This window comes from Chromobacterium haemolyticum, assembly GCF_002081825.1.
Taxonomy (GTDB): domain Bacteria; phylum Pseudomonadota; class Gammaproteobacteria; order Burkholderiales; family Chromobacteriaceae; genus Chromobacterium; species Chromobacterium fluminis.
Map to the genome: position 1 here is coordinate 109,931 of NZ_MUKU01000008.1, position 23,125 is coordinate 133,055.

The 23,125-nt window shown below is 59.2% G+C and carries 33 protein-coding genes and 2 tRNA genes; 19 read left to right on the forward strand and 16 right to left on the reverse strand.

Annotated elements, in window-relative coordinates; all coding sequences use genetic code 11:
• Positions 1-15: 15 nt before the first annotated feature.
• The 4 genes from B0T39_RS07900 to B0T39_RS07910 form a co-directional block, all read right to left on the reverse strand.
• Positions 16-273 carry a hypothetical protein gene (locus B0T39_RS07900; RefSeq protein WP_081545587.1) on the reverse strand — a complete coding sequence of 86 codons (258 nt, stop codon included), beginning with the start codon at positions 271-273 and terminating at the stop codon, positions 16-18.
• Positions 263-403, reverse strand: coding sequence for a hypothetical protein (locus tag B0T39_RS25590; RefSeq protein ID WP_176219515.1), 141 nt, complete (start codon positions 401-403; stop codon positions 263-265). Before B0T39_RS25590 ends, B0T39_RS07900 begins: the two co-directional genes overlap by 11 nt.
• Positions 403-1,017, reverse strand: coding sequence for a hypothetical protein (locus B0T39_RS07905; protein ID WP_141111126.1), 615 nt, complete (start codon positions 1,015-1,017; stop codon positions 403-405). The genes B0T39_RS25590 and B0T39_RS07905 overlap by 1 nt, the downstream gene beginning before the upstream one ends.
• A 65-nt stretch (positions 1,018-1,082) precedes the next feature.
• Positions 1,083-1,313, reverse strand: coding sequence for a hypothetical protein (locus tag B0T39_RS07910; protein WP_081545589.1), 231 nt, complete (start codon positions 1,311-1,313; stop codon positions 1,083-1,085).
• On the opposite strand from B0T39_RS07910, the gene B0T39_RS07915 reads away from it, so the two are divergent.
• A complete protein-coding gene (locus tag B0T39_RS07915; protein ID WP_081545590.1) occupies positions 1,312-1,818 on the forward strand; it encodes a helix-turn-helix domain-containing protein in 507 nt (168 codons plus the stop codon). The two genes, B0T39_RS07910 and B0T39_RS07915, sit on opposite strands and share 2 nt — an antisense overlap.
• A 20-nt stretch (positions 1,819-1,838) precedes the next feature.
• Here the strand turns inward: B0T39_RS07915 and B0T39_RS24905 are convergent, their stop codons facing one another.
• Positions 1,839-2,030: a hypothetical protein gene (locus tag B0T39_RS24905; RefSeq protein WP_141111127.1), complete on the reverse strand. Its 192-nt coding sequence runs from the start codon at positions 2,028-2,030 to the stop codon at positions 1,839-1,841.
• A 141-nt stretch (positions 2,031-2,171) separates the two neighbouring features.
• Complete coding sequence (locus B0T39_RS07920; protein ID WP_081545591.1) at positions 2,172-2,486, reverse strand: helix-turn-helix domain-containing protein; 315 nt, start codon at positions 2,484-2,486, stop codon at positions 2,172-2,174.
• A 546-nt stretch (positions 2,487-3,032) separates the two neighbouring features.
• Between B0T39_RS07920 and B0T39_RS07925 the strand changes: the two genes are divergently transcribed.
• The 13 genes from B0T39_RS07925 to B0T39_RS07985 all read left to right on the forward strand — a co-directional run bounded on the left by B0T39_RS07925 (position 3,033) and on the right by B0T39_RS07985 (position 9,837).
• Positions 3,033-3,353: a helix-turn-helix domain-containing protein gene (locus B0T39_RS07925; RefSeq protein WP_081545592.1), complete on the forward strand. Its 321-nt coding sequence runs from the start codon at positions 3,033-3,035 to the stop codon at positions 3,351-3,353.
• A complete protein-coding gene (locus B0T39_RS07930) occupies positions 3,350-3,712 on the forward strand; it encodes a DUF7673 family protein (RefSeq protein WP_217806210.1) in 363 nt (120 codons plus the stop codon). Before B0T39_RS07925 ends, B0T39_RS07930 begins: the two co-directional genes overlap by 4 nt.
• Positions 3,709-4,311 (forward strand): hypothetical protein, encoded by a 603-nt coding sequence (locus B0T39_RS07935; protein WP_081545593.1) that lies wholly within the window; start codon positions 3,709-3,711, stop codon positions 4,309-4,311. Before B0T39_RS07930 ends, B0T39_RS07935 begins: the two co-directional genes overlap by 4 nt.
• Positions 4,308-4,535, forward strand: a complete 228-nt coding sequence (locus B0T39_RS07940) for a hypothetical protein (protein ID WP_081545594.1) — start codon at positions 4,308-4,310, stop codon at positions 4,533-4,535. The genes B0T39_RS07935 and B0T39_RS07940 overlap by 4 nt, the downstream gene beginning before the upstream one ends.
• Before the next feature lie 73 nt (positions 4,536-4,608).
• Positions 4,609-4,944 (forward strand): hypothetical protein, encoded by a 336-nt coding sequence (locus tag B0T39_RS07945; RefSeq protein WP_081545595.1) that lies wholly within the window; start codon positions 4,609-4,611, stop codon positions 4,942-4,944.
• A 4-nt stretch (positions 4,945-4,948) separates the two neighbouring features.
• On the forward strand, positions 4,949-5,683 hold the full coding sequence (locus B0T39_RS07950) for a hypothetical protein (RefSeq protein ID WP_081545596.1): 735 nt from the start codon (positions 4,949-4,951) through the stop codon (positions 5,681-5,683).
• Complete coding sequence (locus tag B0T39_RS07955) at positions 5,680-6,030, forward strand: hypothetical protein (protein WP_081545597.1); 351 nt, start codon at positions 5,680-5,682, stop codon at positions 6,028-6,030. The genes B0T39_RS07950 and B0T39_RS07955 overlap by 4 nt, the downstream gene beginning before the upstream one ends.
• A gap of 96 nt (positions 6,031-6,126) precedes the next feature.
• A complete protein-coding gene (locus B0T39_RS07960) occupies positions 6,127-6,504 on the forward strand; it encodes a hypothetical protein (RefSeq protein WP_081545598.1) in 378 nt (125 codons plus the stop codon).
• A complete protein-coding gene (locus B0T39_RS07965) occupies positions 6,501-6,776 on the forward strand; it encodes a hypothetical protein (RefSeq protein WP_081545599.1) in 276 nt (91 codons plus the stop codon). The genes B0T39_RS07960 and B0T39_RS07965 overlap by 4 nt, the downstream gene beginning before the upstream one ends.
• The gene (locus B0T39_RS07970) at positions 6,773-7,291 is read left to right on the forward strand and encodes a hypothetical protein (protein WP_081545600.1); all 519 of its coding nucleotides are present in this window, start codon (positions 6,773-6,775) and stop codon (positions 7,289-7,291) included. The genes B0T39_RS07965 and B0T39_RS07970 overlap by 4 nt, the downstream gene beginning before the upstream one ends.
• A complete protein-coding gene (locus B0T39_RS07975; RefSeq protein WP_081545601.1) occupies positions 7,288-8,208 on the forward strand; it encodes a DNA cytosine methyltransferase in 921 nt (306 codons plus the stop codon). Before B0T39_RS07970 ends, B0T39_RS07975 begins: the two co-directional genes overlap by 4 nt.
• A 127-nt stretch (positions 8,209-8,335) precedes the next feature.
• Positions 8,336-8,776 (forward strand): hypothetical protein, encoded by a 441-nt coding sequence (locus tag B0T39_RS26135; protein WP_254894513.1) that lies wholly within the window; start codon positions 8,336-8,338, stop codon positions 8,774-8,776.
• Positions 8,695-9,837 (forward strand): tyrosine-type recombinase/integrase, encoded by a 1,143-nt coding sequence (locus B0T39_RS07985; protein WP_254894514.1) that lies wholly within the window; start codon positions 8,695-8,697, stop codon positions 9,835-9,837. The genes B0T39_RS26135 and B0T39_RS07985 overlap by 82 nt, the downstream gene beginning before the upstream one ends.
• Before the next feature lie 105 nt (positions 9,838-9,942).
• Here B0T39_RS07985 and B0T39_RS07990 read toward each other — a convergent pair.
• The 10 genes from B0T39_RS07990 to B0T39_RS08035 form a co-directional block, all read right to left on the reverse strand.
• Positions 9,943-10,019, reverse strand: a tRNA-Pro gene (locus B0T39_RS07990).
• 30 nt (positions 10,020-10,049) lie between these two features.
• Positions 10,050-10,403 (reverse strand): MerR family transcriptional regulator, encoded by a 354-nt coding sequence (locus B0T39_RS07995; RefSeq protein WP_019103244.1) that lies wholly within the window; start codon positions 10,401-10,403, stop codon positions 10,050-10,052.
• Positions 10,384-10,686 carry an integration host factor subunit alpha gene (locus B0T39_RS08000; protein ID WP_019103243.1) on the reverse strand — a complete coding sequence of 101 codons (303 nt, stop codon included), beginning with the start codon at positions 10,684-10,686 and terminating at the stop codon, positions 10,384-10,386. Before B0T39_RS08000 ends, B0T39_RS07995 begins: the two co-directional genes overlap by 20 nt.
• Before the next feature lie 74 nt (positions 10,687-10,760).
• Positions 10,761-13,118 carry a phenylalanine--tRNA ligase subunit beta gene (pheT, locus tag B0T39_RS08005; RefSeq protein WP_081545604.1) on the reverse strand — a complete coding sequence of 786 codons (2,358 nt, stop codon included), beginning with the start codon at positions 13,116-13,118 and terminating at the stop codon, positions 10,761-10,763.
• 21 nt (positions 13,119-13,139) lie between these two features.
• Positions 13,140-14,123, reverse strand: coding sequence for a phenylalanine--tRNA ligase subunit alpha (gene pheS / locus B0T39_RS08010; RefSeq protein ID WP_081545605.1), 984 nt, complete (start codon positions 14,121-14,123; stop codon positions 13,140-13,142).
• A gap of 154 nt (positions 14,124-14,277) precedes the next feature.
• A complete protein-coding gene (gene rplT, locus B0T39_RS08015; RefSeq protein ID WP_081545606.1) occupies positions 14,278-14,637 on the reverse strand; it encodes a 50S ribosomal protein L20 in 360 nt (119 codons plus the stop codon).
• Positions 14,638-14,649: 12 nt separating this feature from the next.
• Complete coding sequence (gene rpmI / locus B0T39_RS08020) at positions 14,650-14,847, reverse strand: 50S ribosomal protein L35 (protein WP_019103239.1); 198 nt, start codon at positions 14,845-14,847, stop codon at positions 14,650-14,652.
• Positions 14,848-15,014: 167 nt separating this feature from the next.
• Positions 15,015-15,539: a translation initiation factor IF-3 gene (infC, locus tag B0T39_RS08025; RefSeq protein ID WP_081545607.1), complete on the reverse strand. Its 525-nt coding sequence runs from the start codon at positions 15,537-15,539 to the stop codon at positions 15,015-15,017.
• A gap of 41 nt (positions 15,540-15,580) precedes the next feature.
• Positions 15,581-17,482, reverse strand: coding sequence for a threonine--tRNA ligase (gene thrS, locus B0T39_RS08030; protein ID WP_081545608.1), 1,902 nt, complete (start codon positions 17,480-17,482; stop codon positions 15,581-15,583).
• 174 nt (positions 17,483-17,656) lie between these two features.
• Positions 17,657-17,733, reverse strand: a tRNA-Val gene (locus B0T39_RS08035).
• A gap of 160 nt (positions 17,734-17,893) precedes the next feature.
• On the opposite strand from B0T39_RS08035, the gene tgt reads away from it, so the two are divergent.
• The 5 genes from tgt to B0T39_RS08060 all read left to right on the forward strand — a co-directional run bounded on the left by tgt (position 17,894) and on the right by B0T39_RS08060 (position 23,078).
• Positions 17,894-19,009, forward strand: coding sequence for a tRNA guanosine(34) transglycosylase Tgt (tgt, locus tag B0T39_RS08040; RefSeq protein WP_081545609.1), 1,116 nt, complete (start codon positions 17,894-17,896; stop codon positions 19,007-19,009).
• 129 nt (positions 19,010-19,138) lie between these two features.
• On the forward strand, positions 19,139-19,465 hold the full coding sequence (yajC, locus tag B0T39_RS08045; RefSeq protein WP_081545610.1) for a preprotein translocase subunit YajC: 327 nt from the start codon (positions 19,139-19,141) through the stop codon (positions 19,463-19,465).
• A gap of 68 nt (positions 19,466-19,533) precedes the next feature.
• Positions 19,534-21,381: a protein translocase subunit SecD gene (secD, locus tag B0T39_RS08050; RefSeq protein ID WP_081545611.1), complete on the forward strand. Its 1,848-nt coding sequence runs from the start codon at positions 19,534-19,536 to the stop codon at positions 21,379-21,381.
• A 9-nt stretch (positions 21,382-21,390) separates the two neighbouring features.
• Complete coding sequence (gene secF, locus B0T39_RS08055; protein WP_081545612.1) at positions 21,391-22,326, forward strand: protein translocase subunit SecF; 936 nt, start codon at positions 21,391-21,393, stop codon at positions 22,324-22,326.
• A 107-nt stretch (positions 22,327-22,433) separates the two neighbouring features.
• Complete coding sequence (locus B0T39_RS08060; RefSeq protein WP_081545613.1) at positions 22,434-23,078, forward strand: DedA family protein; 645 nt, start codon at positions 22,434-22,436, stop codon at positions 23,076-23,078.
• The last annotated feature ends 47 nt before the right edge of the window (positions 23,079-23,125 follow it).

The following is a 23,125-nucleotide window of genomic DNA, read 5'->3' on the forward strand; positions in this document are numbered from 1 at the left end:
ACCCTCTATCGCTTGTCACTTGTTCAGCATTGCCAGCGCCTCATTACGCCCGCCGTTCTTCATCTCCGCCGCCAACTGGGGCGCATCCCCACTCAGCGCGCGCTCAACATTCATCTTGTAGCCGTCGCCATAGACCAATTTCAGCCGCTTCATCTCGCGCAGCCTTAGCGCCGCGCCGCCGTGACTGCCTCGCAGCGAGTCCAGATAAGCGGCGTCCCTGTCCGGGTCGCCACTCTCAAGCACCCACTCCACCAGCCCGCTGTCAGCCCCCACGGCGGCGGGCCTCCTCGGCCCGATCCCGCGCCAGGCCATCCAGCAACGCCAAGGCATCGGCCAGCATCCGGCGGCGCTCGTCTTCCTTGAGACGGGACGGCGCGTGCCGGAAGCGGGCGCGCTGCTGCATCAGCCGGCGCTTTTGAAACTCGCGGGCCGACACTTTTCAGTTTCCTCGGCAATGCAGCCCAGCACTGCGGCGATGGCCTCTTGATGCGCCGCTTCCGACTCCCTCAACTCGATGAGCGCAGACTCCAGGCGCTCCAGCGTCGGCCGCTCAACCGTCATCGAAAATGCCGTCAAGCCCTCCCCCGTTTCCTTGATAAGCGACGTCAATAGCTCAACGTGGGAGGAGCTGGCCTCCTGCGTTTTTGACAGCGCCACATCCAAACCAACCGGACGCGCAATTTCCGTCATCGCCAACAGCCGCAAATCCACCGGCAGCACCTGCAAAGCCACTTGCATGAGCTCAACGGGCAGCTGGCTTGTTGCCTTGGTTTCCACTTCCAGCCAACGATTGAGGCGCTGCCCATTTGTACGCATCACCCGTGCTGTGTCTTTTCCTGCTCCAGGGCGCTGGAACTCGAACGGCAGCACATGAGCCAGGCCCATCGCATCGAATCGCTCGACAAACTCCTCTGCCACCGCCTCCCACGACTTTTCAGAACGCTGGCGATACGTTGTGAACGCATCACGCAAAATGCGAATGGGCGTCTTGTGTGGCACACGTTGCATGATTTTCATTTTTCTGGTCGCTATAGTTACTGCGGCTGCCAGTCACAGCCACACACGGAATAAAAAAGCCGGGGTCAGCCGGCAAAGCTCGCCGGCCCGGTCAGTGGCCGCCGAGGGGGAAAACTAAAATTGCGGTACTTGGGCTTATGTTCTTTCAAGAACAAAGCCTCTATCCGCTTACCAAACGTGTACGAGGTATCTTTATGCTGGCCTGCACGCAGGCGGCTGATAGTGGGCTGAGGAATACGCGTCACGCGGGCCACCTCGGTATCAGTGAACCCCTTACCGCGCAGGAAGATAAGCATGTCTTTGATCGAGTCCATGCCCAATGGTAATGTGCAAACACATTTAACACAATCAAAAAATGTGTTTGCGCATTTTTGTGGTGAGGGTACGTTGTCGTATAGTTTTGGGATGGAACTAAAAGATCGACTGCAAAGGCTCTTGGACGAATCGGGAACAAACGCCACCAAGCTGGCCGAGGCGACAAAATTAAATCAGCCCACCATCCATAGAATCCTGACTGGCGAGAGCAAGGACCCCAGGCACTCCACGCTTGAGCCTATTGCAAAATTTTTTGGCATCAGCGTCGCCGAGCTCCGCGGAGACACACCAACCGGATACTACGAATCTCAGCCCATCACACGAGGCGACCGGGGCGATATTCGCATCGCAGTTGGCGAGGGGGCCGCGGTCCACTACACAAACCGCGAAGTACTGTTTAAAGACCTAATCAGGCAACTGGACCACAACGAGGTCACACAGCTAATCCACATGCTGGTTGACTCACTCAATAAAAAAAGCGGCTGATTAAGCCGCTTTTCCTCACTCTAAAGATTGCCACGTAAGCGCTGCAACAATTCCGAAAGCTTCAGTTGATCAACTGACGCCACCAGCCGCGCCACATCCCCAGACCATCGAACCACAACTTCGTCGTCTTCTTCCTTCAAAACCAAGCTCAGCTGCGCCCTCGCGCCATCACCAATACCACCACCTTTAAAGCTCCCAAGCGAAGTGTTCATATCCAGCCTCTTGTTATTGATCACATAACCCCGCCAGAACCAGCCCCCGCTGGCAATACCCAACACGCGCCCATGCTAAAGTGATGATGTCAGGATATATACTGTACTATTTGCACGTATTTTATAAGTACAGATGGCGCACTAGGCGCCATCTGTACGCATAAATTCGACGGCAATTGCCAGCAAAATATTCAACCGCTCCTCAGTGATTGATGGCAATATTTTATTCAGTTCGGTTAAAAGTAGCTCCCGCCCCACCGACTCCCGCCCATAGAGCAGCCAGTCCGGCGCCACCCCAAAGAACACACAAAGCCTCGTCATATTTGACGAATCCGGCGTGGAGAACTTCAACCAGTTGTAAACGGTTTGCACACTCACCCCGCACGCCTCCGCAATGACGCGTGCCGGCACCCGTCGGCGCCGCTTCAGCAATCTCAAACGCTCATGGAAGTCCACCGAACACCAACTAAGTAGTTCTAACTAGTTTCAGATTTGGCAGAACTTAGCAGAACTATCAAGAAGTCTTATGTATTTCTCAGAATGTTAAGACAATGCCCTTGCCCTGTTGGCACTTTTACCCATTGACGCTTTAAGCCCTCCGACATCCCCGCCCCTCCCCACAGCTTTACCCCCTCCAAGCAAGCCCAGCCATTCATCAAAAAAAACACACCCGGCGAACAAATGTTGACAAAAGAGAATCCTTTTACGTATTCTTTAATGCGTAAACACATTATTGTTCTTTAACAACCTGCGAATATGCACCGGCCCATTCCGGCCGGGACATCCAACAGCGCGCCAATGGCGCGCACCTACGCCGGCGGCGCAACGCACGTTCAACTAACGCGCGCTCTCCTCTGATAGCTCCGCCGGCATCCCATTGCGCTTTCCACCGAGAGCGCAGCGGGATGCACCACCACCCCAGGCCGCCCGGCCTTTTTTTGGGGCTTGGGCATTAGCAAAACATTACACAGCGTTAGCAACCCATTAACGAGGGATTAGCAAATGGACCGTTTCTGCAAGATCAATGACCCCCGCGATATCCGCCGCGCCGCCGGCCTGACCCAACATGCGTTCTGGTCCCGCATCGGCGCCACCCAGTCCGCCGGCAGCCGCTACGAAACCGGCCGCAACATGCCCAAGCCCACCCGCGAACTGTTGCGACTGGTCTACATCGAGCAAATCGACCTGACCACGCTACGCGGCGAGGACGTCCAGATTGTGGACTACCTCAAGACCACCCACCCGGACCTGTACAAGAGCCTGGCCAAGGCGGTGAAGACCAAAGCCGCCGCCCAGGCCAACAGCGAGGAGAAGGCGGCATGAGCTCCATAGACAACCACCTCACAAAAATCCATCAGATACGCCGGTTTTGCGCCACGGCACAAGACAAAGGCCATCCGGCATTAGCCAGACTGATGACCCATGCGCAACGCGACTCAGGGCAAAGCCAGGTAGTCGCTAGCTTTCTGCTGAGCCTCTACAACGGGAGCCGCTTCAAGTTCGATCTGACCAACTTTCGGCGGCTTGACCTTGAAGTTTTCACCGACTGCCTCAGCGTTCTGGCGATGGACTGGAGCCCCGCCCAGGAAGTCCACACCTATTTCAAGAACGGCGGCGAAGTTTTCGAAAAGCTGGCCGAAGACTGGCGCATTAAGGACTACAGCAAGGAAACCACGCGATGAAACCCGAACTACTCAAAATCCTGCAACACACAGTCGGCGTCAATGAGTACGGCCTTGGCGAGCAATACCGCAACCACTATGTCGCCGGCGGCGATGACGTCTTGCGCTGCCGTGAATTGGTCAGCGCCGGCCTGATGCGAGAATCCACCGCATCTGAATTAACCGGCGGCTCCCCGTGGTTCGCCGTAACCGCGGCCGGCCTGGCCGCCATCGCCCAGCACAGCCCGAAGCAACCCCGCCCGGACAACGCTCTTTGGAGCGCTGACGGCGAAGCGTTCGATTACAAGGACTTCTCGGAACTAGCCATCAACGAAGAGCTTCGCCCCGGCGACATCGTTTACCACGGCTCCCGCCAGGACCTAGACCCCGCCAAATGGATCAATATTGACTCCGTGCTGGAAAGCCTAAGAGATGGCGCATATGAAGCCGTAGGGGAAGCCGATGATGACTACCCCAACCCGAGCAAAGAGGCCCAAGAAGAACTCCACACCCTCTTAGGCGAGTGGGCGCGCAAGCACTGCCAATGCACCCTCTACAAAGTCGAACAGATCAACGAATACATCGTCACCGCCGAAGACCTCGAAGAGAGCCAACAATGACCATCTCTATCCGCGTAGCCGCCGCCCAAGTGGCCGAAGTCCGCACCGCCACTCTTTACCACTTCGCCAAAGCGGAGCAAGACCCGCAGCACGCGGCAAAGGTCCGCGAAACGCGGCGGCGGCTGGAAGACCGGGCGATAGAGCGGCGCCGGCTGGCCGACACTGGCGACGGCTGGGACACGCCGCCCAGCTGCCCGGCCCGCCGCATCGTCCGCCCCCGCTGAGTCCGCTCGTTATCAAACCATTAGCGACACGTTAACAGCCCGTTAGCAAGTCGTTATCAAAACATTACACCCCATGGAACAGACGCCCAGCTTGGCTCAAGCGCTGGCGGAACTGGGCGCTGAAAGAAAATCGGCACGCTTCCGCGCCGCACTGCCCGAGATTGAAGCCGCCATCCAGCGCGGAGCCACTCACGCCAGCATCCTGAACACCCTTGCCGCCGCCGGCCTGCAAATGAATCTGAACGAATTCCGCGTAGCGCTGCACCGCTCGCGGAAGGCCATCAAGAAAGGAAAGCCGCATGCCCCAACCCTCGCGCCGCCCTTGCCGCCCTCGACAAGCCCAGCAAACGGACCCAAGCGCTTCAACTTCAACGACCACACCCACACCCAAAAACGAGAGAAATGGTAAGCACATGTACAACAGCAATCACGTTCTGCAAGGCAAGGGCGGCATCGGAAAGTCCCTTGTTTCATCGCTGATCATGCAAGTGGAGGCAGCGCTCAACAACAACCCGCTAGGCATCGATAGCGACCCGGTAAACAAAACGCTGTCCCGCCACAAGGCCATGAACGTCCGCCCGCTCGACATCATGGAGAACAACAAAATCAACTCCAGGGCGTTTGATGCGATGGTGGAATGGATCTACCAGCACCAGGGTGCGACCGTGGTGGATAACGGGGCCACCAGCTTTATCCCGGCTACGGCCTACATTGCCGAAACGGGAGCCCTCGAAGTGCTGTCCAGCATGCAGCGCCGCGTGCTGCTCCACTCGATCCTGATCGCCGGACAAGAGCAGGACGACACAGTAGACGGCCTCAACGCCCTGATCGCCAGCACTACGGCGCCTATCGTGGTTTGGCTCAACGAACGCAACGGCCCGCTGGTAGACAGCCTTGGAACCCCGTTTCACGAGTCCGTCATCTACCACAACCACCGCGACCGTATCGCCGGGGTTGTCACCATTCATCAGCGAGACGCCCAGTGTTTTGGCGAAGACATCCGCCAGATGACCACGCAGAACCTGACGTTTGCCGAAGTCCTGGCCAGCGACTGGCCCTTCATGCCCAAGCACCGCCTGCGCCAAGTATGGGACGACCTGTTCAACCAGCTGGCGCCCATCCTGCGGGGTGAGAAGGGAAACGCATGAGCCCCCAAGAACTGACCAAGGCCATCCGCAAAATGGCAAAGCTAAAAGAGGGGGCCGATGAAGCGCGCAAGAAATACTACGCCGCCCAAACCGAAGCCAGGGAACACATCAAAGAAACCTTAGACGCGCTTTACAACGCAACAGAGAAGCACGGCATCCGCACTGGGGATTACCTCGACATCGGCGGCGGGAAAATGCTGAAGATCAACGGGGAAGGCGAATGGAACGAACACGACTATCTGACCGCCATCGAAATCATTCCTAAACCCACCAGCCTGGCCACCCTTGCCGGCATGGCCGAAGCGGTTGAGAAAGACCTGAAAGACCAATGCCAGCCGTTACCTTAATCCTCGCCAGCGCCGTCACTGCGGCGGCGCTGATCTTCGCACCGAAACAACCGCCCCAACGCCGGCACCGCTGCCGGCACATCAGGAGCCAAGCTCATGGAACTGAAATTTGACGTTCAACAGCAGTTAGATCAAACCGCCCTACAAATGGCCGTGCAGGTTCAAAACCTGAAAGCCGCTAGCTTCCAGCTGGAAGAACTGATTCGCGATATTCAAAACGTGCCCGGCGCCACTATCGACACTGTGACCACGCAACTACACGGCGCGCGGCAAACCACCCTCAGCGGCACCACGGACCACATTTCCGCAACGACATGCGCGATTGTCGGCGGCATCAATCAGTCCACGCTGACCACGCTGGCCAGCCGGCGCCGGCTGCGCACTCACCGCGACCCGATCAATCAGTCAATCCAGATCACGCCCGAAAACAGCGACTACTACGTTTTCCTGCGCCTCGACGGCGTGAGCCCGTGAACCCCGGCACCGCCGCCGATCTAGACGCCGCAAGAGACGACGCCCGCCGCCTACCGTTTGACACCCTGTTTGCCATCAGCCCGGCCGGAGACTGGAAGCACCTGGCCGGGCGAACCGTCCACCGCCGCACAAACGGCGGCTACGCAAAGCCCGGCGGCGTCTCGTTCATCCTCCACAGCACCACCCATCAAACCATCATCGCCACGGCCAGCGACTTGGCACCGCTCGGTGCCGCCGGCCAGGGCGATCTATTTCCGGAGCAACCCTCATGAATCAGCAGATAAGCGGCCTGTATCACAAATTCAACGTCTCCCGCATCGACGGCCGCGACCAACCCGGCGGCGACCGCCACGGCGCGGAATACCTCGCCCTCGATCTGACTTATGACCCGTTCGCCGTACCGGCGGCGCTGGCCTACGCCACAGCCGTCCAGGCCGAGTTCCCCCACCTGGCCAAGGACATCGAGAAGAAGGTTTTCGCGCCGGCAGACGTACAGCGTGATGAATGCGGCCAATGGGTACACCCCTGCATCCGCTGGGCCCTCGAGGGATTTAAAACCAGGGAATGGCTTGCAGATCATGGCATAGAGATTACTTGCGACTGGATGGAGAACGACGACAACGCAGACGAACTGTTCGCCATTCACGAGAAGACCGGCAGCTTCATCAGCTGGCACCCGAAGCCCCCCAAGGGCGAAGGCTGGCACATACTGGCATTACATGACACCGATGACGGCCCGGTTACGTGGTGGTATCGCAAGCAGCATTCAGGGACGACTTCAGCATGAAAGTAGCCGACACATTCGCCGGCATGGGCGGGTCTAGCGAGGGAGCATCCATGGCCGGCGCAAAAATCGTCTGGACCGGCAACCACTGGCGCGCAGCCGTAAACCTGCACGCCCTCAATCACCCCGGAGCCATTCACGTCTGCCAGGACCTGCACCAAGTAGACCCATCTACGATCCCGCCGCATGACGGACTACTTGCAAGCCCATGCTGCCAAGGCCACAGCCCTGCGCGAGGCAAGGCAAACGGCAACCCTCAACACGACAGCAGCAGAGCAACCGCATGGTCCGTAGTCGCCCTGGCCGAATTCCACCTCCAAGACTTTATCGTGGTGGAAAACGTCCCAGCATTCACGCGATGGAAGCTTTACCCCGCTTGGCGTCAAGCCATGCACGCGCTGGGCTACGCCATTCAGCCCTACATCCTCGACGCGGCAGACCACGGCGTACCACAAAACCGCGAGCGCCTTTATCTCGTCATGACCCGTAGCAAACACCCTATCGAGCTTCAGCTACCCCAGCACGAACACACGGGCGCCGATAGCTTCATAGATTTCTCTGCCGGCAAGTGGAGCCAGATAGAAAAACCAGGCCGAAGCACCGCAACTCTTAAACGGATTTCATCCGGCCGGGCCCGATTTGGCGACCGATTCCTTGCGCCGTATTACGGAACAGGCTCAGGTGAAACAGGCCGCAGCTTATCCCGGCCAATAGGAACAATTACGACAAGGGATAGATGGGCGGTTATAGATGGCGACCGAATGCGCATGCTTACCGCGCAGGAATGCCGCGCCGCCATGGGCTTCCCTGCTGAGTACATTATTCCCCAACAGCACCGCCTTGCGGTTCACATGCTAGGGAACGCCGTTTGCCCTCCAGTCATGCGCGACATCCTTCTAGCGATTAAAGCAGCCGCATAACCGAGAGCCTCCACACCCGTAGCATCCCATGTTGAAACCGCAATAACCCACCCTTCGTCACTCGCCCCACCGCCACCAGCGGCCGGGGCACTCCACCCCAGGACAACAAGAAATGACCCCCAGGCTCATGAAACAAGCCACGGCCGCGGCTTACTGCGGCATGAGCGACAAGAAGTTCCGCGAGCTCGTTCTCCCCCATCTGAACGGGCTCCAACTGTTCGAAGAGAAAGGCGGCGGCGTGCGTCAGATTCTGCACTACGACCGCGCCGACATCGACGCATGGATAGATCGCCGCAAACAAGAACTGATAGCCCAGCACTTGCAGAGCAAAGAGGCGGCAAACGAGCCCGCCCCCTCAGTCCACTTGCAAAACACCCCTACCCACAACAACAATGACGGCAGCGGCAAGCGGCCAGAAAGGAAAACGACATGGCACGCAAGCAAATCACCGGACTCACGCAGCGCACGCCGGGCGGGATCTGGTTCATTGACAAACAAGTCCAGGGAGTCGGCAGAATTCGCGAAAGCACTGGAACTCACGACCGCGCGGAGGCGGAAAAATACCTGATCCACAAGCTGGAAAAAATACGGCAGCAACAAGTTTATGGCATTCGCCCGCCAAGAATATGGCGGGAAGCCGCGACAAAGTATCTGCTCGAAAACCAGCACATGCCCAGCATTGGCGACTGCGCCGACCAGTTGAAAATCTTGGACAAATACATTGGCGACGTGGAGCTTAGCAAACTGCACGATGGATCAATACGGGAGTTCATAGAGTTCCGCCAAACCACCCGCTTAGATAAGCGCACCGATAGAGAAGGAGTCACGCCCAGGACCATTAATATCGCGCTGGAACTTGTGATCCGAATTCTAGCGCTGGCCGCTTCTAAATGGCGGGATGAATTTGGAATGACATGGCTTGAAAGACCGCCCTCGATTTCCAAATTGAACGAGCGAGCCGAAACTAGGCCCGCTTATCCCATGTCTTGGGACGAACAAAAATTACTGTTCAAAGAATTACCCGAGCATCTGGCCATCATGGCGCTATTTAAGGTCAACACAGGATGCCGAGAAAAAGAAGTGTGCTATTTGAAATGGGAATGGGAGGTTCGTGTTCCCGAGCTTGAAACCAGCGTGTTTTTGATCCCGGCAAACTTTGGCGGGCGAACCGATAAATCAGGCGTCAAGAATGGCAGCGAGCGCATCGTTGTGCTGAACAGCGTAGCCCGGTCCATTATTGAAACCCTGCGCGGCCGCCACCCGGTTTATGTGTTTGCGTACCACGAGAGCGGGAACCCGAACGACGACAACATCCAGCGAATGAACGGCCACGCCTGGCGCAAAGCCCGCACCAGGGCGGCGCAAGAGTTTGCTGCAAAGTTCATGCGACGGCCAAACCCTGGCTTTGCCAAGTTCCGGGTCCACGATCTGAAGCACACTTTTGGATATCGGCTGAGGATTGCCGGCGTTCCGTTCGAAGACCGACAAGTATTGCTAGGGCACACAAGCGAGAACGTCACAACCCACTACTCTGCGGCAGAAGTCGGACGCCTGATTGAGCAAGTGGAACTGGTCAAAGACACTGGCCGACAACTGGTATCCGCCACCGTCATCCGGCGGAGCGCCTAAACGAGAAAGGAGGAAGTCCCCACAAAAGTCCCACATCGGCCAAAAACCAAATAAAAAAGCCCTGCGGACACAGGGCTTAAGTATTTGATACCATTGGATTATCTTTGGTCGGGGCGAGAAGATTCGAACTTCCGACCCCCTGCACCCCATGCAGGTGCGCTACCAGGCTGCGCTACGCCCCGACTCGAGAGAAACGTATTCTAAACTGCTTTTTAATTTTTGCCAAGCCCTGAATCGAGCCATTCTAAAATCGCCTCTAACTCGGTTCTCACCTCCTGGGCCGTTGCCGGACGCACTTCCTGGCCGTCCGCGCCCAATCGCTGGCGGGCTCCGTGAATGGTAAAACCATCGTCATATAACAAACCGCGAATGCGTCTGACCAATAACACTTCGTGATGTTGGTAATAGCGGCGGTTGCCACGGCGCTTCACCTGACGCAGCTGGGAGAACTCCTGCTCCCAATAGCGCAGCACATGCGGCTTGACGCCGGTGAGCTCGCTCACTTCGCTGATGGTGAAGTAACGCTTGGACGGTATCGACGGCAGATCAGCCTTGCTTGTTGGCATGGAATTGCTCGACCATTCCCTTGAGTTTCTGACTAGCGTGGAACGTTACCACACGTCGCGCGGTGATGGGAATCTCTTCCCCGGTCTTGGGGTTGCGACCCGGACGCTGCGGCTTGTCGCGCAATTGGAAATTACCGAAACCGGACAATTTGACGGAATCACCGGACTCCAAGGCCTGGCGAATTTCTTCAAAAAACGATTCAACCATGTCCTTGGCTTCACGCTTGTTCAAACCTACTTGATCAAACAGCATGTCGGCCAGCTCAGCCTTGGTCAAAGTCATGTCACCCTCTCACACATCAATATTTCTAATCATTCAAAAGCCCGCCGACTACGCGGCGGGCTCCACGCCTTGGCTCAGCGCAGCTGAGCGCCCAACTCGGCGGCAACGCCGTCCAGCAGGGCTTTGAGCGCCGGCTCCACGTCTTCGTCGGTCAGCGTGCGGCTATTGTCCTGCAACATCACGCGGAAGGCCAGACTCTTCTTGCCTTCTTCCACGCCTTTGCCGCGATAAACGTCGAACAAAGCCACTTCGCTGACGATGGCGGCGCCGTGCTTGGCGAAGCAGGCCAGCAATTGGTCCGTCTCCACCGTCTCGTCCACCACCAGCGCCAGATCGCGACGCACCGCCTGGAACTTGCTCACCGGCTGCGCCTTGATAGGCTGTCTAGCCTCTACCGCGGCCAGATCCAGCTCAAACAACACCGGCGCGTTGGGCAAATCGTATTGCTGCGCCCACTTGGGATGCAGTTCGCCAATCACGCCCACCGCCAGGCCATTCACCAGCACCTCGGCGCAGCGGCCCGGATGAAAGGCCGGGTGCTCTGTCTTGCGGAAGCTGGCTTGCTGCGGATGCAATAGGGCCTCGACATCGGCTTTGACGTCGAAGAAGTCGACTCGCTCGGCCTTGGCGCCCCACTGCTCGGGCAAACGCGGACCCCAGGCGAGACCGGCCACTTTTTCAGGCTGGTCGAACCAGTCGGCGGATTTCTTGAATACGCGCGCCACTTCAAAAACGCGCACGCGCGGCTGCTTGCGGTTGATGTTGCCCACCAACACGTCCACCAAGCCGCCGATCAAGGTGGAACGCATCACGCTCATCTGCGAGGCGATCGGATTGATCAAGCGCACCGGCTGCTCGTTGGCGGCGAAATCACGTTCCCAGGCTTCGTCGACGAAGGCATAGCTGACGATTTCCTGATAATCACGGGCCGCCAGCAGATGGCGGATTTGATCGCGCGGTCGCAGCTCTTCCCGCTGCGCCAGCATGCGCATGCCGGAACGCGGCGCGTCGGCGGGAATCGCGTCGTAACCGTAAACCCGCGCCACTTCCTCGATCAAATCTTCCTCAATCGCGATGTCGAAGCGGAAAGACGGCGCCTCCACGATGAAAACCTCGCCGTCCAGGCGGTGCGTCAGGCCCAGTCGACCCAGAATTTCGCCGATCTGTTCGCCGCTCAGCGTCACGCCCAACAGCTTGGCGCAACGCGACACGCGCAGCTTGACCTCTCCGCGGCGCGGCAACTCGGCCACGGCCTCCACCACCGGACCAGGTTGGCCCCCGCAGATGTCCAACACCAAGCGGGTGGCGCGCTCCATCGCTTCGCGCTGCAGCTGGAAGTCCACGCCGCGCTCGTAACGGAAGGAGGAGTCAGAACCGAAGCCCAGCTCGCGCGCCTTGCCGGCGATCGCTTCCGGCGCGAAGAAGGCGCTTTCCAGGAAAATATCCGTGCTGGCGACGGTGACGCCGCTGTGCTCGCCGCCCATGATGCCGGCGATGGCCAGCGCCTTGGCCTGGTCCGCGATCACCATGTAATCGGACTTGAGCTTGACGGTTTTCTCGTTCAGGCACAGCAGTTCTTCGCCGTCCTTGGCCATGCGCACGACGATGCCGCCGTCCAGCTTGGCCAGGTCGAAGGCGTGCATCGGCTGGCCTTGTTCCAACAATACGTAGTTGGTGATGTCGACCACGGCGGAAATCGAACGCAGGCCGGCGCGCTCCAGGCGGCGGCGCATCCATTCCGGCGTGGCGGCGGCGGCGTTGACGCCCTTGAGCGCGCGGCCCAGGTAGCGGCCGCAGCCAGCGGCGGCGTCTATGCTCACCGACAGCGCGTCGTCGATGACCGGGGCCACCGCGGGAATGGCCACCGGCGCCAGTTCTGCGCCGGTCAGCGCCGCCACTTCGCGGGCGATGCCGCGGATGGACAGGCAGTCGGCGCGGTTGGGGGTGATTTTCAGCGTGAACAGCTGATCGTCCAGGCCCAAGTAGTCGCGAATGCTCTGTCCCGTCGGCGCGTCGGCCGGCAGCACCAGCAGGCCGTCGGCCTCGTCCGGCACGCCAAGCTCCTTGCCGGAGCACAGCATGCCGTTGGATTCGACGCCGCGCATTTTGGTCGGCTTGATCTTGAAATCGCCGGGCAGCGCGGCGCCGGGCAAGGCGCAGGGCACCTTCAAGCCCACGGCGACATTGGGCGCGCCGCAGACGATCTGCACCAGCTCGCCCGTACCCACATCCACCTTGGTCACGCGCAGACGGTCGGCGTTTTCATGCTTGGCCACTTCCTTGACTTCAGCCACCACCACCCCGCTGAAGGCCGGCGCGGCGGCGTTGACTTCCTCTACTTCCAAACCCGCCATGGTCAGCAGGTAGGACAGTTCGTCTGTGCTCAGCGACGGATTAACCCAGCTTCTCAGCCATTGTTCGGAAAATTGCATAATATTCGGCTCCGTACGCGATCAGTTGAACTGTCTCAGGAAATTGAGGTCGTTCTCGAAGAACAGCCGCAGGTCGTTGACCCCGTAGCGCAACATGGCGAAGCGATCGAGACCGATGCCGAAGGCGAAGCCGGTGTACTTCTCCGGGTCGATGTTGACATTGCGCAACACATTGGGGTGCACCATGCCGCAACCGCCCACTTCCAGCCAACCACGCTCGCCCAGCACGTCGATTTCCGCCGACGGCTCGGTGAAGGGGAAGAAGGACGGACGGAAGCGCACTTGCAGATCGTCGCGCTCAAAGAAACGACGCAGAAAATCGGTAACCACCGCCTTGAGGTCGGCGAAGGACACGCCCTCTTCCACCCACAAGCCTTCCATCTGGTGGAACATCGGCGAATGGGTGGCGTCGGAGTCGACACGGTATACGCGACCCGGAGCCACGATCTTGATAGGCGGCTGATTGCTCATCATGAAACGCGCCTGGATCGGACTGGTATGCGTGCGCAGCACGTCGCCGCCCTCCACGTAGAAGGTGTCGGCCATGGCGCGCGCGGGGTGGTTTTCCGGGATGTTCAGCGCTTGGAAATTATAGAAATCGGTTTCGATCTCCGGACCGTCCGCCACTTCGAAACCCATGGTGCGGAACAGGCCGGCGATGCGCTCCAGAGTCAGCGCCACCGGATGCAAGCCGCCGCCGTTGCTGCCGCGCCCTGGGAGGGTCACGTCCAGCGCCTCGGCGGCTAGTTGCGCCTCCAGCTTGGCGGCGTTCAATTGATCAAGGCGCTGCTTGTGCGCGGCCTCAAAAGCCTGCTTGGCCACATTGATGGTGGCGCCGGCGGCCTTGCGCTCTTCGGCTGGCAGCTTGCCCAGCTGTTTCAGGAGTTCGGTCAACTCGCCGCTCTTGCCCAGATAGCGGGCCTTGACCTGCTCCAGTTCAACGAGATCGGCCGCCGCGGCTACCGCGGTCAGGCCGGATTGGAGAATCGCGTCAACGTTGTTCATCGTGTTCCACACCGTATGCGAAAGAAAGCTGGCCACACGCGCCCAGAACCCGGGCGAGTCTGGCCAACCGTCTTGATCTTGGGTCATGCTCGCGGCTTGGCCGCATTAAAAAAAAGGGAGGCAAGATTGCCTCCCTTTTGATCCGTCCGGGCGATTAAGCAGCGAGGCTTGCTTTCGCCTTTTCGACGATCTGCGCAAAAGCCGGCTTGTCGAACACGGCCAGATCGGCCAGGACCTTGCGGTCGATTTCGATAAAGGCTTTTTTCAGGCCGTTCATGAATTTGCTGTACGGCAGGCCGTTTTCACGGGCAGCTGCGTTGATACGGGCAATCCACAGGCGACGGAACTGACGCTTTTTCTGACGACGGTCGCGGTAAGCGTACTGACCGGCTTTCATCACCGCCTGTTTGGCGATGCGATAGACGTTCTTCCGGCGGCCGCGATAGCCTTTCGCCAGTGCGAGGATTTTCTTGTGACGAGCACGAGCGGTTACACCGCGTTTTACGCGTGGCATATCTTAGTCTCCTTAAGCGTAGGGCATCATTGCGCGAACAGAGGCCATGTTGGTGCTATCTACCATGGTAGTGCCACGCAGTTGGCGCTTGTTCTTGGTGGTTTTCTTGGTCAGGATGTGACGCTTGAACGCGTAAGAGCGCTTTACACCACCATTGCCCAGTACTTTGAGACGCTTTTTCGCGCTCGACTTGGTTTTCATTTTCGGCATGGACTGCTCCTGCTGAATTTTGATTAGATTAGACGCGAGGTGGTTGCCAGACGGATCTGGAAACGCTTGAAAAACCATCGTGTCACGCTTTTGGGCAGATCGTTGCCGACCTACAAAATCGACACGGCAGAGCGAACCCTGCCGTGTCGATTTGATGATTATACCGATTATTTCTTCTTCGGCGCAATCATCATGACCATCTGGCGGCCTTCGAGCTTGGGAAACTGCTCAACAACCGCAATTTCGGACAAATCGGCTTCGACTCGCTTAAGCAACTCCAAACCGATGTTCTGGTGGGCCATCTCACGACCGCGGAAGCGCAGGGTGACTTTGGCTTTGTCGCCTTCAGACAGGAATCGGGTCAAGTTGCGCAACTTGACGTTGTAGTCGCCGTCGTCGGTGCCCGGACGGAACTTGATTTCCTTGATCTGAACCTGTTTCTGCTTCTGCTTGGCTTCGTGACGCTTCTTGGACTGCTCGTACTTGTACTTGCCGTAGTCCATCAGCTTGCATACCGGAGGCTGCGCGGTTGGGGAAATCTCCACCAAATCCACGTCACCCTCTTCCGCCAGCGCCATTGCCTCACGCAGACTGACAACACCAATCTGCTCACCTTCTTTACCTACCAGACGAATTTCACGGGCGGTAATCTCGCCGTTGATCCGTGCTTCGCGTTCCTGAGCTATAGCCAAATCTCCTATTAATCTAAACTCAATGCCTGCCGCCGCCGGAATCAGGCCCCAGGCATCTCAGCCTTGAGGCGCGCCATCAGCGCATCCAGCGTAAGCTGCCCCAGGTCTTCCCCGCGGGAGCGTACGGCAACCAACTCGCCAGCCTTCTCTTTGTCGCCGACGATAATCTGATACGGCAACTTTTGAAGACTGTGCTCGCGAATTTTATAGCCGATCTTCTCGTTTCTCAAGTCAAGATCGACGCGGAAGCCTTGTTCGCGCAGTTTGGCGGCCACATTGGCTGCGTATTCGGCCTGCGCTTCGGTGATATTCATCACCACCATTTGCACCGGAGCCAGCCACAAGGGGAAGGCGCCGGCATGGTTTTCGATCAGGATGCCGAGGAAACGTTCCAGCGACCCCAACGCCGCGCGGTGCAGCATCACCGGGCGCTTGCGGCTATTGTCGTCGGCCACGTACTCGGCGTCCAGACGCTCCGGCAGCATGAAGTCCAGCTGCAGGGTGCCGCACTGCCAGGAGCGACCCAGCGCGTCCTTGATATGATACTCGATCTTGGGACCGTAGAACGCCCCCTCGCCCGGCAATTCCTCCCACTCCACGCCGCAGGCGCGCAGCGCTTCGCGCATGCCTTCTTCGGCCTTGTCCCAAGTTTCCTCGGCGCCGATGCGTTTTTCCGGACGCAGCGCCAGCTTGATCGCCACCTTGTCGAAGCCGAAGCGCTCGTACACTTCCATCACCAGGCGATGGAAATCCTTTGCCTCTTGGTTGATCTGATCTTCGGTACAGAAGATGTGACCATCGTCCTGCACGAAGCCGCGCACGCGCATGATGCCGTGCAGCGCGCCGGAAGGCTCGTTGCGGTGGCAGGAGCCGAATTCCGCGTAACGCAGCGGCAGATCGCGATAGGAACGCAGGCCGCTGTTGAATACCTGCACATGGCCAGGGCAGTTCATCGGCTTGACCGCGTAGTCGCGCTTTTCCGATTCCGTGATGAACATGTTTTCGCGGTAGTTGGCGGCGTGACCGGAACGCTCCCACAGATGGGCGTCCATCATCATCGGGGTGCGGATTTCCTTATAACCTTCGCGGTTCAGCTTGTCGCGCATGTATTGCTCGACGTTCTGCCACAACTGCCAGCCCTTGGGGTGCCAGAACACCATGCCCGGCGCCTCGTCCTGCAGGTGGAACAGGTCCAACTGCACGCCCAGCTTGCGATGGTCGCGCTTTTCCGCCTCTTCCAGCATATAGAGGTAGGCGTCCAAGTCTTCCTTCTTGGCCCAGGCGGTGCCGTAAACGCGCTGCAGCATTTCATTCTTGCTGTCCCCGCGCCAGTAAGCGCCGGCCACCTTCATCAGCTTGAACACTTTAAGCTTGCCGGTGGACGGCACGTGCGGGCCGCGGCACAGGTCGGTGAATTCACCCTCGCGATACAGGCTCAACACCTCGCCTTGCGGGATGGATTCAATGATCTCGGCCTTGTAGGCCTCGCCTATGCTCTTGAAGTAGGCAATGGCCTCATCGCGCGGCAGCTCGTAGCGCTCCACCGGGATGTCCTTTTTCGCCAGCTCGGCCATCTTCTTTTCGATGGCGGCCAAGTCTTCCGGCGTAAACGGACGCTTGTAGGCGAAGTCATAGTAGAAGCCGTTCTCGATCTCCGGCCCGATGGTGACTTGAGCTTCCGGGAACAGCTTCTTGACGGCATAAGCCAACAAGTGAGCGGTGGAGTGACGAATGATGGACAGACCGTCCGCATCCTTGTCGGTAATGATGGCCAGATCGGCGTTGCGAGCTATGGTGTGGGAAGTATCCACCAACGCGCCGTCGACGCGGCCGGCCAGCGCCGCGCGCGCCAACCCGGCGCCGATGGACGCAGCCACTTCATGAACCGTCACCGGTTTATCGAACGAACGGATCGAGCCGTCCGGCAAGCGAATGTCTGGCATGTCAACTCCAACAAGGCGAGAGAGAAATTTTTAGAAAGCTTAGGATAAAAAAAAGTGCGGCCTGAGCCGCACTTTTTTTGCATGGAACAACCCGCAAGGCTCAGCTAGCGTGAGTATGTCGGGTTGTGGTAGTTCGCAAGTTGGACACTTGTAACGCTCCATGCGTTTGAATTTTGGTAGGCACGATTGGACTCGAACCAACGACCCCCACCATGTCAAGGTGGTGCTCTAACCAGCTGAGCTACGTGCCTGTCGTCGAGCTGCGAATACTAAACAAGCCCGCTACACTTGGCAAGCGTTTTTTCATCCGCCGTGAGGAAGAAACCGCGACAAAGCCCCAGCGGGCGCGGCTTACGGTATACTAGCCGGCTGATTTTGCTAAACAAACATACCAGAGCAATCCCCGAAATCATGCTGAAGTTTACCGTACATAAAACCTCCGGCGGCGCGCGGCGCGGCACGCTGGAGCTGAACCACGGCACCGTGGAGACGCCGGTGTTCCAGCCGGTGGGCACTTACGGCTCGGTCAAGGCGATGAGCCCGGTCGAGCTGAACGATATCGGCGCCCAGATCATCCTGGGCAACACTTTCCACCTGTGGCTGCGCCCGGGTCTGGAGATCGTCGAGCAGTTCGGCGGCCTGCACGAGTTCATCGGCTGGGACAAGCCCATCCTCACCGACTCCGGCGGCTTCCAGGTGTTCAGCCTGTCCGATATGCGCAAGCTGACCGAGGAAGGCTGCACCTTCCAAAGCCCGATCAACGGCGACAAGCTTTTCCTGAGCCCGGAAATCTCGATGAAGATTCAAACCGTGCTCAACTCCGACATCGTGATGCAGCTGGACGAGTGCACACCGGGCCAAGTGGACCACGCCACCGCGCAAAAGTCTCTGCAGATGAGCTTGCGCTGGGCCGAGCGCTCGCGCCGCACCTTCGACGACCTGAAAAACCCCAACGCGCTGTTCGGCATCGTCCAGGGCAACCTATATACCGATTTGCGCCAGGAGTCGCTGGAAGGTCTGATGCAGGTTGGCTTCGACGGCATCGCCATCGGCGGCCTGTCCGTGGGCGAGCCCAAACCGGAAATGTACCGGATGCTGACCGAGCTGAAGGACATGCTGCCGGCGGAAAAGCCCCATTACCTGATGGGCGTGGGCACGCCGGAGGACCTGGTGCACGGCGTGGCCAACGGCGTGGACATGTTCGATTGCGTCATGCCCACGCGCAACGCGCGCAACGGCTGGATCTTTACCCAGTGGGGCGACGTCAAGATCAAGAACGCGCGTTACAAGGACGACAAGCGCCCGCTGGATGAGGAGTGCGAGTGCTACGCCTGCCGCAACTTCAGCCGCGCCTACCTGCACCACCTGCACCGCGTCGGCGAAATTCTGGGCGCCCGCCTTAACACCATCCACAACCTGCACTATTACCAGGAGCTGATGCGCCAGATGCGCCGCGCCATCGAGGAAGACCGTTTCGAGGACTTCCGCCTGGAGTTCGCCGCCAAGCGCGCCCGCGGCGTCAACTAAGGAACCACTCGCTGTCTCGGTCTGTCACAGGCCTGACCGTTGCAAGCATTGGAAAAAGCGGACCAGCATGGCTACAATGGTCCGTTTATTTTGACCAGCCATAACAAATATATCTAAGGGAGTAGTTTGATGTCCTTTATCAGCCCCGCCTTCGCCAACACCGGCACCGCAGTAGGAGGTTTCGATCTGATGGGTTTCCTGCCGATGATCGCCATCTTCGTGCTGTTCTGGTTCCTGATGGTTCGCCCTCAGCAGAAGCGCATGAAAGAGCATCAGAAGATGCTGTCGGAAATTCAGAAGGGCGATGAAGTCGCCACCCAAGGCGGCATCGTTGGCCGCGTGGCCAAGATCGGCGAACAGTTCCTGACTCTGGAAATCGCCAACGGCGTGGAAATCACCGTTCAGCGCGGCTCGGTTTCCGCCAAGCTGGAAAAAGGCACGCTGAAGTCGCTTTAAGGATTCAGCCGACGGCCACCGCAGCGCGCTGCCGGTGGCCGGTTCATTTTCTTTTCCCGAACTAAAACATGAACCGCTACCCTCTTTGGAAATACCTCGTCATTGCGGTGGCCCTGATCCTTTCCGCGATCTACACGCTACCCAATTTCTACGGCGAGACTCCCGCGGTCCAGGTCTCCAGCTCGCGCCAATCCATTCCGGTGGACACCGCCGTGATGACGCGCGTGGAAGAGGCGCTGAAGGCGCAAAACCTCTCTCCCGACGGCCTGTTCCTTGACGGCGCCAGCCTGCGAGTCCGCTTCAAGGACGCCGACACCCAGTTGAAGGCGCGCGACGCCATCCAGCACGCGCTGGGCGACAATTACATCATCGCGCTGAACCTGCTGTCCGCCTCCCCCGCCTGGCTGACCAGCCTGAAGGCGCACCCGATGTTCCTCGGCCTCGACCTGCGCGGCGGCGTGCACTTCCTGTTGGAAGTGGACATGAAGGCCGCCATCGACAAGACGATGGAACGCTACGCCGGCGACCTGCGCCGCGAACTGAAGAACAAGAAAGTCCGCTACGGCGCGATCAAACGCGACGGCAACACGCTGGAAGTGCAACTGCGCGACGCCGACACGCTGAAATCCACCCAGGACGTGGTCTACCGCAGCCTGCCCTCGCTCACCGTCAAGAGCGACGACAGCAACTACAGGCTGACGCTGACCCTAAAGCCGGAGGAGATCACCAAGATCCAGGGCGACGCGGTCAAACAGAACATCACCACGCTGCATAACCGCGTCAACGAGCTGGGCACTTCCGAGCCCATCATTCAGCAAAACGGCCCGAACCGCATTGTCGTGCAGCTGCCCGGCATTCAGGACACCGCTCGCGCCAAGGACATCATCGGCCGCACCGCCACCCTGGAAGTGCGCATGGTGGAGGATGACCCAAGCAAGATGGCCGACGCCATGGCCGGCAACGTGCCCGCAGGCTACGAGCTGCTGGACGAAGCCTCCTCGCGCGGCGTACAGAAAATCCTGGTGCGCAAAGACGTTGAGCTGACCGGCGACAACATCAACGACGCCCAGGCCGGCTTCGACGAAAACGGCGCGCCCGCCGTCCACATCAATCTGGACTCCGCCGGCGCCTCCATCTTCCGTCAGGTAACCGCCGAGAACATCGGCAAGCGCATGGCGATGGTGCTGGTGGAAAAAGGCCGCGCCGAAGTGGTCACCGCGCCGGTGATCCGCTCCGAAATCGGCGGCGGCCGCGTACAGATCTCCGGCAGCATGAACCCGGCAGAAGCCAACGACACCGCGCTGCTCTTGCGCGCCGGTTCGCTGGCCGCGCCGATGAACATCGTCGAAGAACGCACCGTCGGCCCGAGCCTGGGTCAGGAAAACATTGAGAAGGGCTTCCACGCCACGCTGTGGGGCTTTGCAGCCATCGCTACCTTCATGATTCTGTACTACGGCATGTTCGGCGTGTTCTCCGCGCTGTCGCTGGCGATCAACGTCTTCCTGCTGCTGGCGCTGTTGTCGATGATTCAGGCCACGCTGACCCTGCCCGGCATCGCCGCCATCGCGCTGGCGCTGGGCATGGCCATCGACGCCAACGTGTTGATCAACGAGCGCATCCGCGAGGAACTACGCAACGGCGTGCCGCCGCACTCGGCGATCCAGGCCGGCTACACCCACGCCTGGCACACCATTCTGGACTCCAACGTCACCACCTTGATCGCCGGCCTCGCGCTGCTGATCTTCGGCTCCGGCGCGGTGCGCGGATTCGCCGTGGTGCACAGCCTTGGCATCCTGACCTCGATGTTCTCCGCGGTAGTCGTTTCCCGCGGCCTGGTCAACCTGTGGTACGGCCGCCGCCGCAAACTCACCACGCTGGCCATCGGCCAGGTGTGGAAACCGGAAAACAAAGGATAAGGACCGGACATGGAGCTTTTCCGCATCAAACGGGATATCCCGTTCATGAGCTACGGCCGGCTCACCACGGCCATCTCGCTGGTGACCTTCATCCTGGCCGTGTTCTTTTTGGCCACCCGCGGCCTGAACTACAGTGTGGAGTTCACCGGCGGCACCGTGCTGGAAGTGCAGTACCAGCAGTCCGCCGACCTCGGCGCCATCCGCGACAAAGTGGACGAGCTGAAGCTGGGCGAATCCACGGTGCAGAGCCTGGGCAGCAGCCGGGACGTGATGATACGCCTTCCCAACAAGCCGGGCGTCACCTCCGCCCAGCTGTCGGAAAAAGTGATGGGCATGCTCAAGGCGGCCGACAGCGGCGTGCAGCTGCGCAAAGTGGACTTCGTGGGCCCCAGCGTGGGCGAGGAACTGGTGACTCATGGCCTGACCGCCACCATTCTGGTGTGCGTGGGCATCATGATCTACCTGGCCATCCGCTTTGAATGGCGGTTCGCCATTGCGGCCATCATCGCCAACATGCACGACGTGGTGATCATTCTGGGTTGCTTCGCCTTCTTCCGCTGGGAGTTTTCGCTGACCGTGCTGGCCGGCATCCTGGCGGTGCTGGGTTACTCGGTCAACGAATCGGTGGTGGTGTTCGACCGGATCCGCGAGAACTTCCGCAAACCGGGCATGAAGGGCCACAGCGTGGCCGAGGTCATCGACAACGCCATCACCGCGACGATGAGCCGCACCATCATCACCCACTTCTCCACCGAGATGATGGTGGTGTCCATGCTGCTGTTCGGCGGCCCGGCGCTGCACGGCTTCGCCATGGCGCTGACCATCGGCATCGTGTTCGGCATCTACTCGTCGGTGTTGGTGGCCAGCCCGATCGCCCTATGGCTGGGCGTGAAACGCGAGCACATGATCAAGCCGGTGAAACCAAAAGAAGAAGCGGTCGTCTGACCACTTCTCTCATGAACCTCAATTTAAAAGGTTCTGATAGCTGGCCGGCTTGTCCGGCCAGTTGTACTTTCAACCCGAGCAGCACCCTTACCGAGCGCAACGACATCATGGAAGCCATCACTTTTCTGATCGACTTCATCCTGCACATCGACACTCATCTGACCCAGCTGGTGGCCACCTACGGCCCCTGGATCTACGCCATTCTGTTTCTGATCGTGTTCTGCGAAACCGGACTGGTGGTCACCCCCTTCCTGCCCGGCGACTCGCTGCTCTTCGTCGCCGGCGCGCTGGCCGCCATGGGCCAGATGAACCCGCACTTGCTGGTGCTGCTCCTGATTGTCGCCGCCATCCTCGGCGACGCAACCAACTACGCCATCGGCCGCAACGTCGGCATGAAGCTGTTTGATAAATTCCCGCGCATCCTGAAGCCGCAATACCTGGACCGCACCCACGCCTTCTATGAGCGCCACGGTGGCAAGACCATCATCTTCGCCCGCTTCGTGCCCATCGTGCGCACCTTCGCGCCCTTCGTCGCGGGCATCGGCAAGATGCACTACCCGCAATTCCTGCGCTACAACGTGGTGGGCGCCATCGCCTGGGTGGTAGGTTTCACTTACGCCGGCTATTTCTTCGGCAACCTGCCCTTTGTTCGCAAAAACCTGGAATTGCTGATCTTCGGCATCATTCTGGTTTCCTTCCTGCCGGGGCTGATTGAAATCTGGCGCCACAAGCGTGCGGCCGCCCGCGGCTGATCCGTAGTAGAATCGACAAGGCCGCCGTAGCGCGGCCTTTTGCTTTG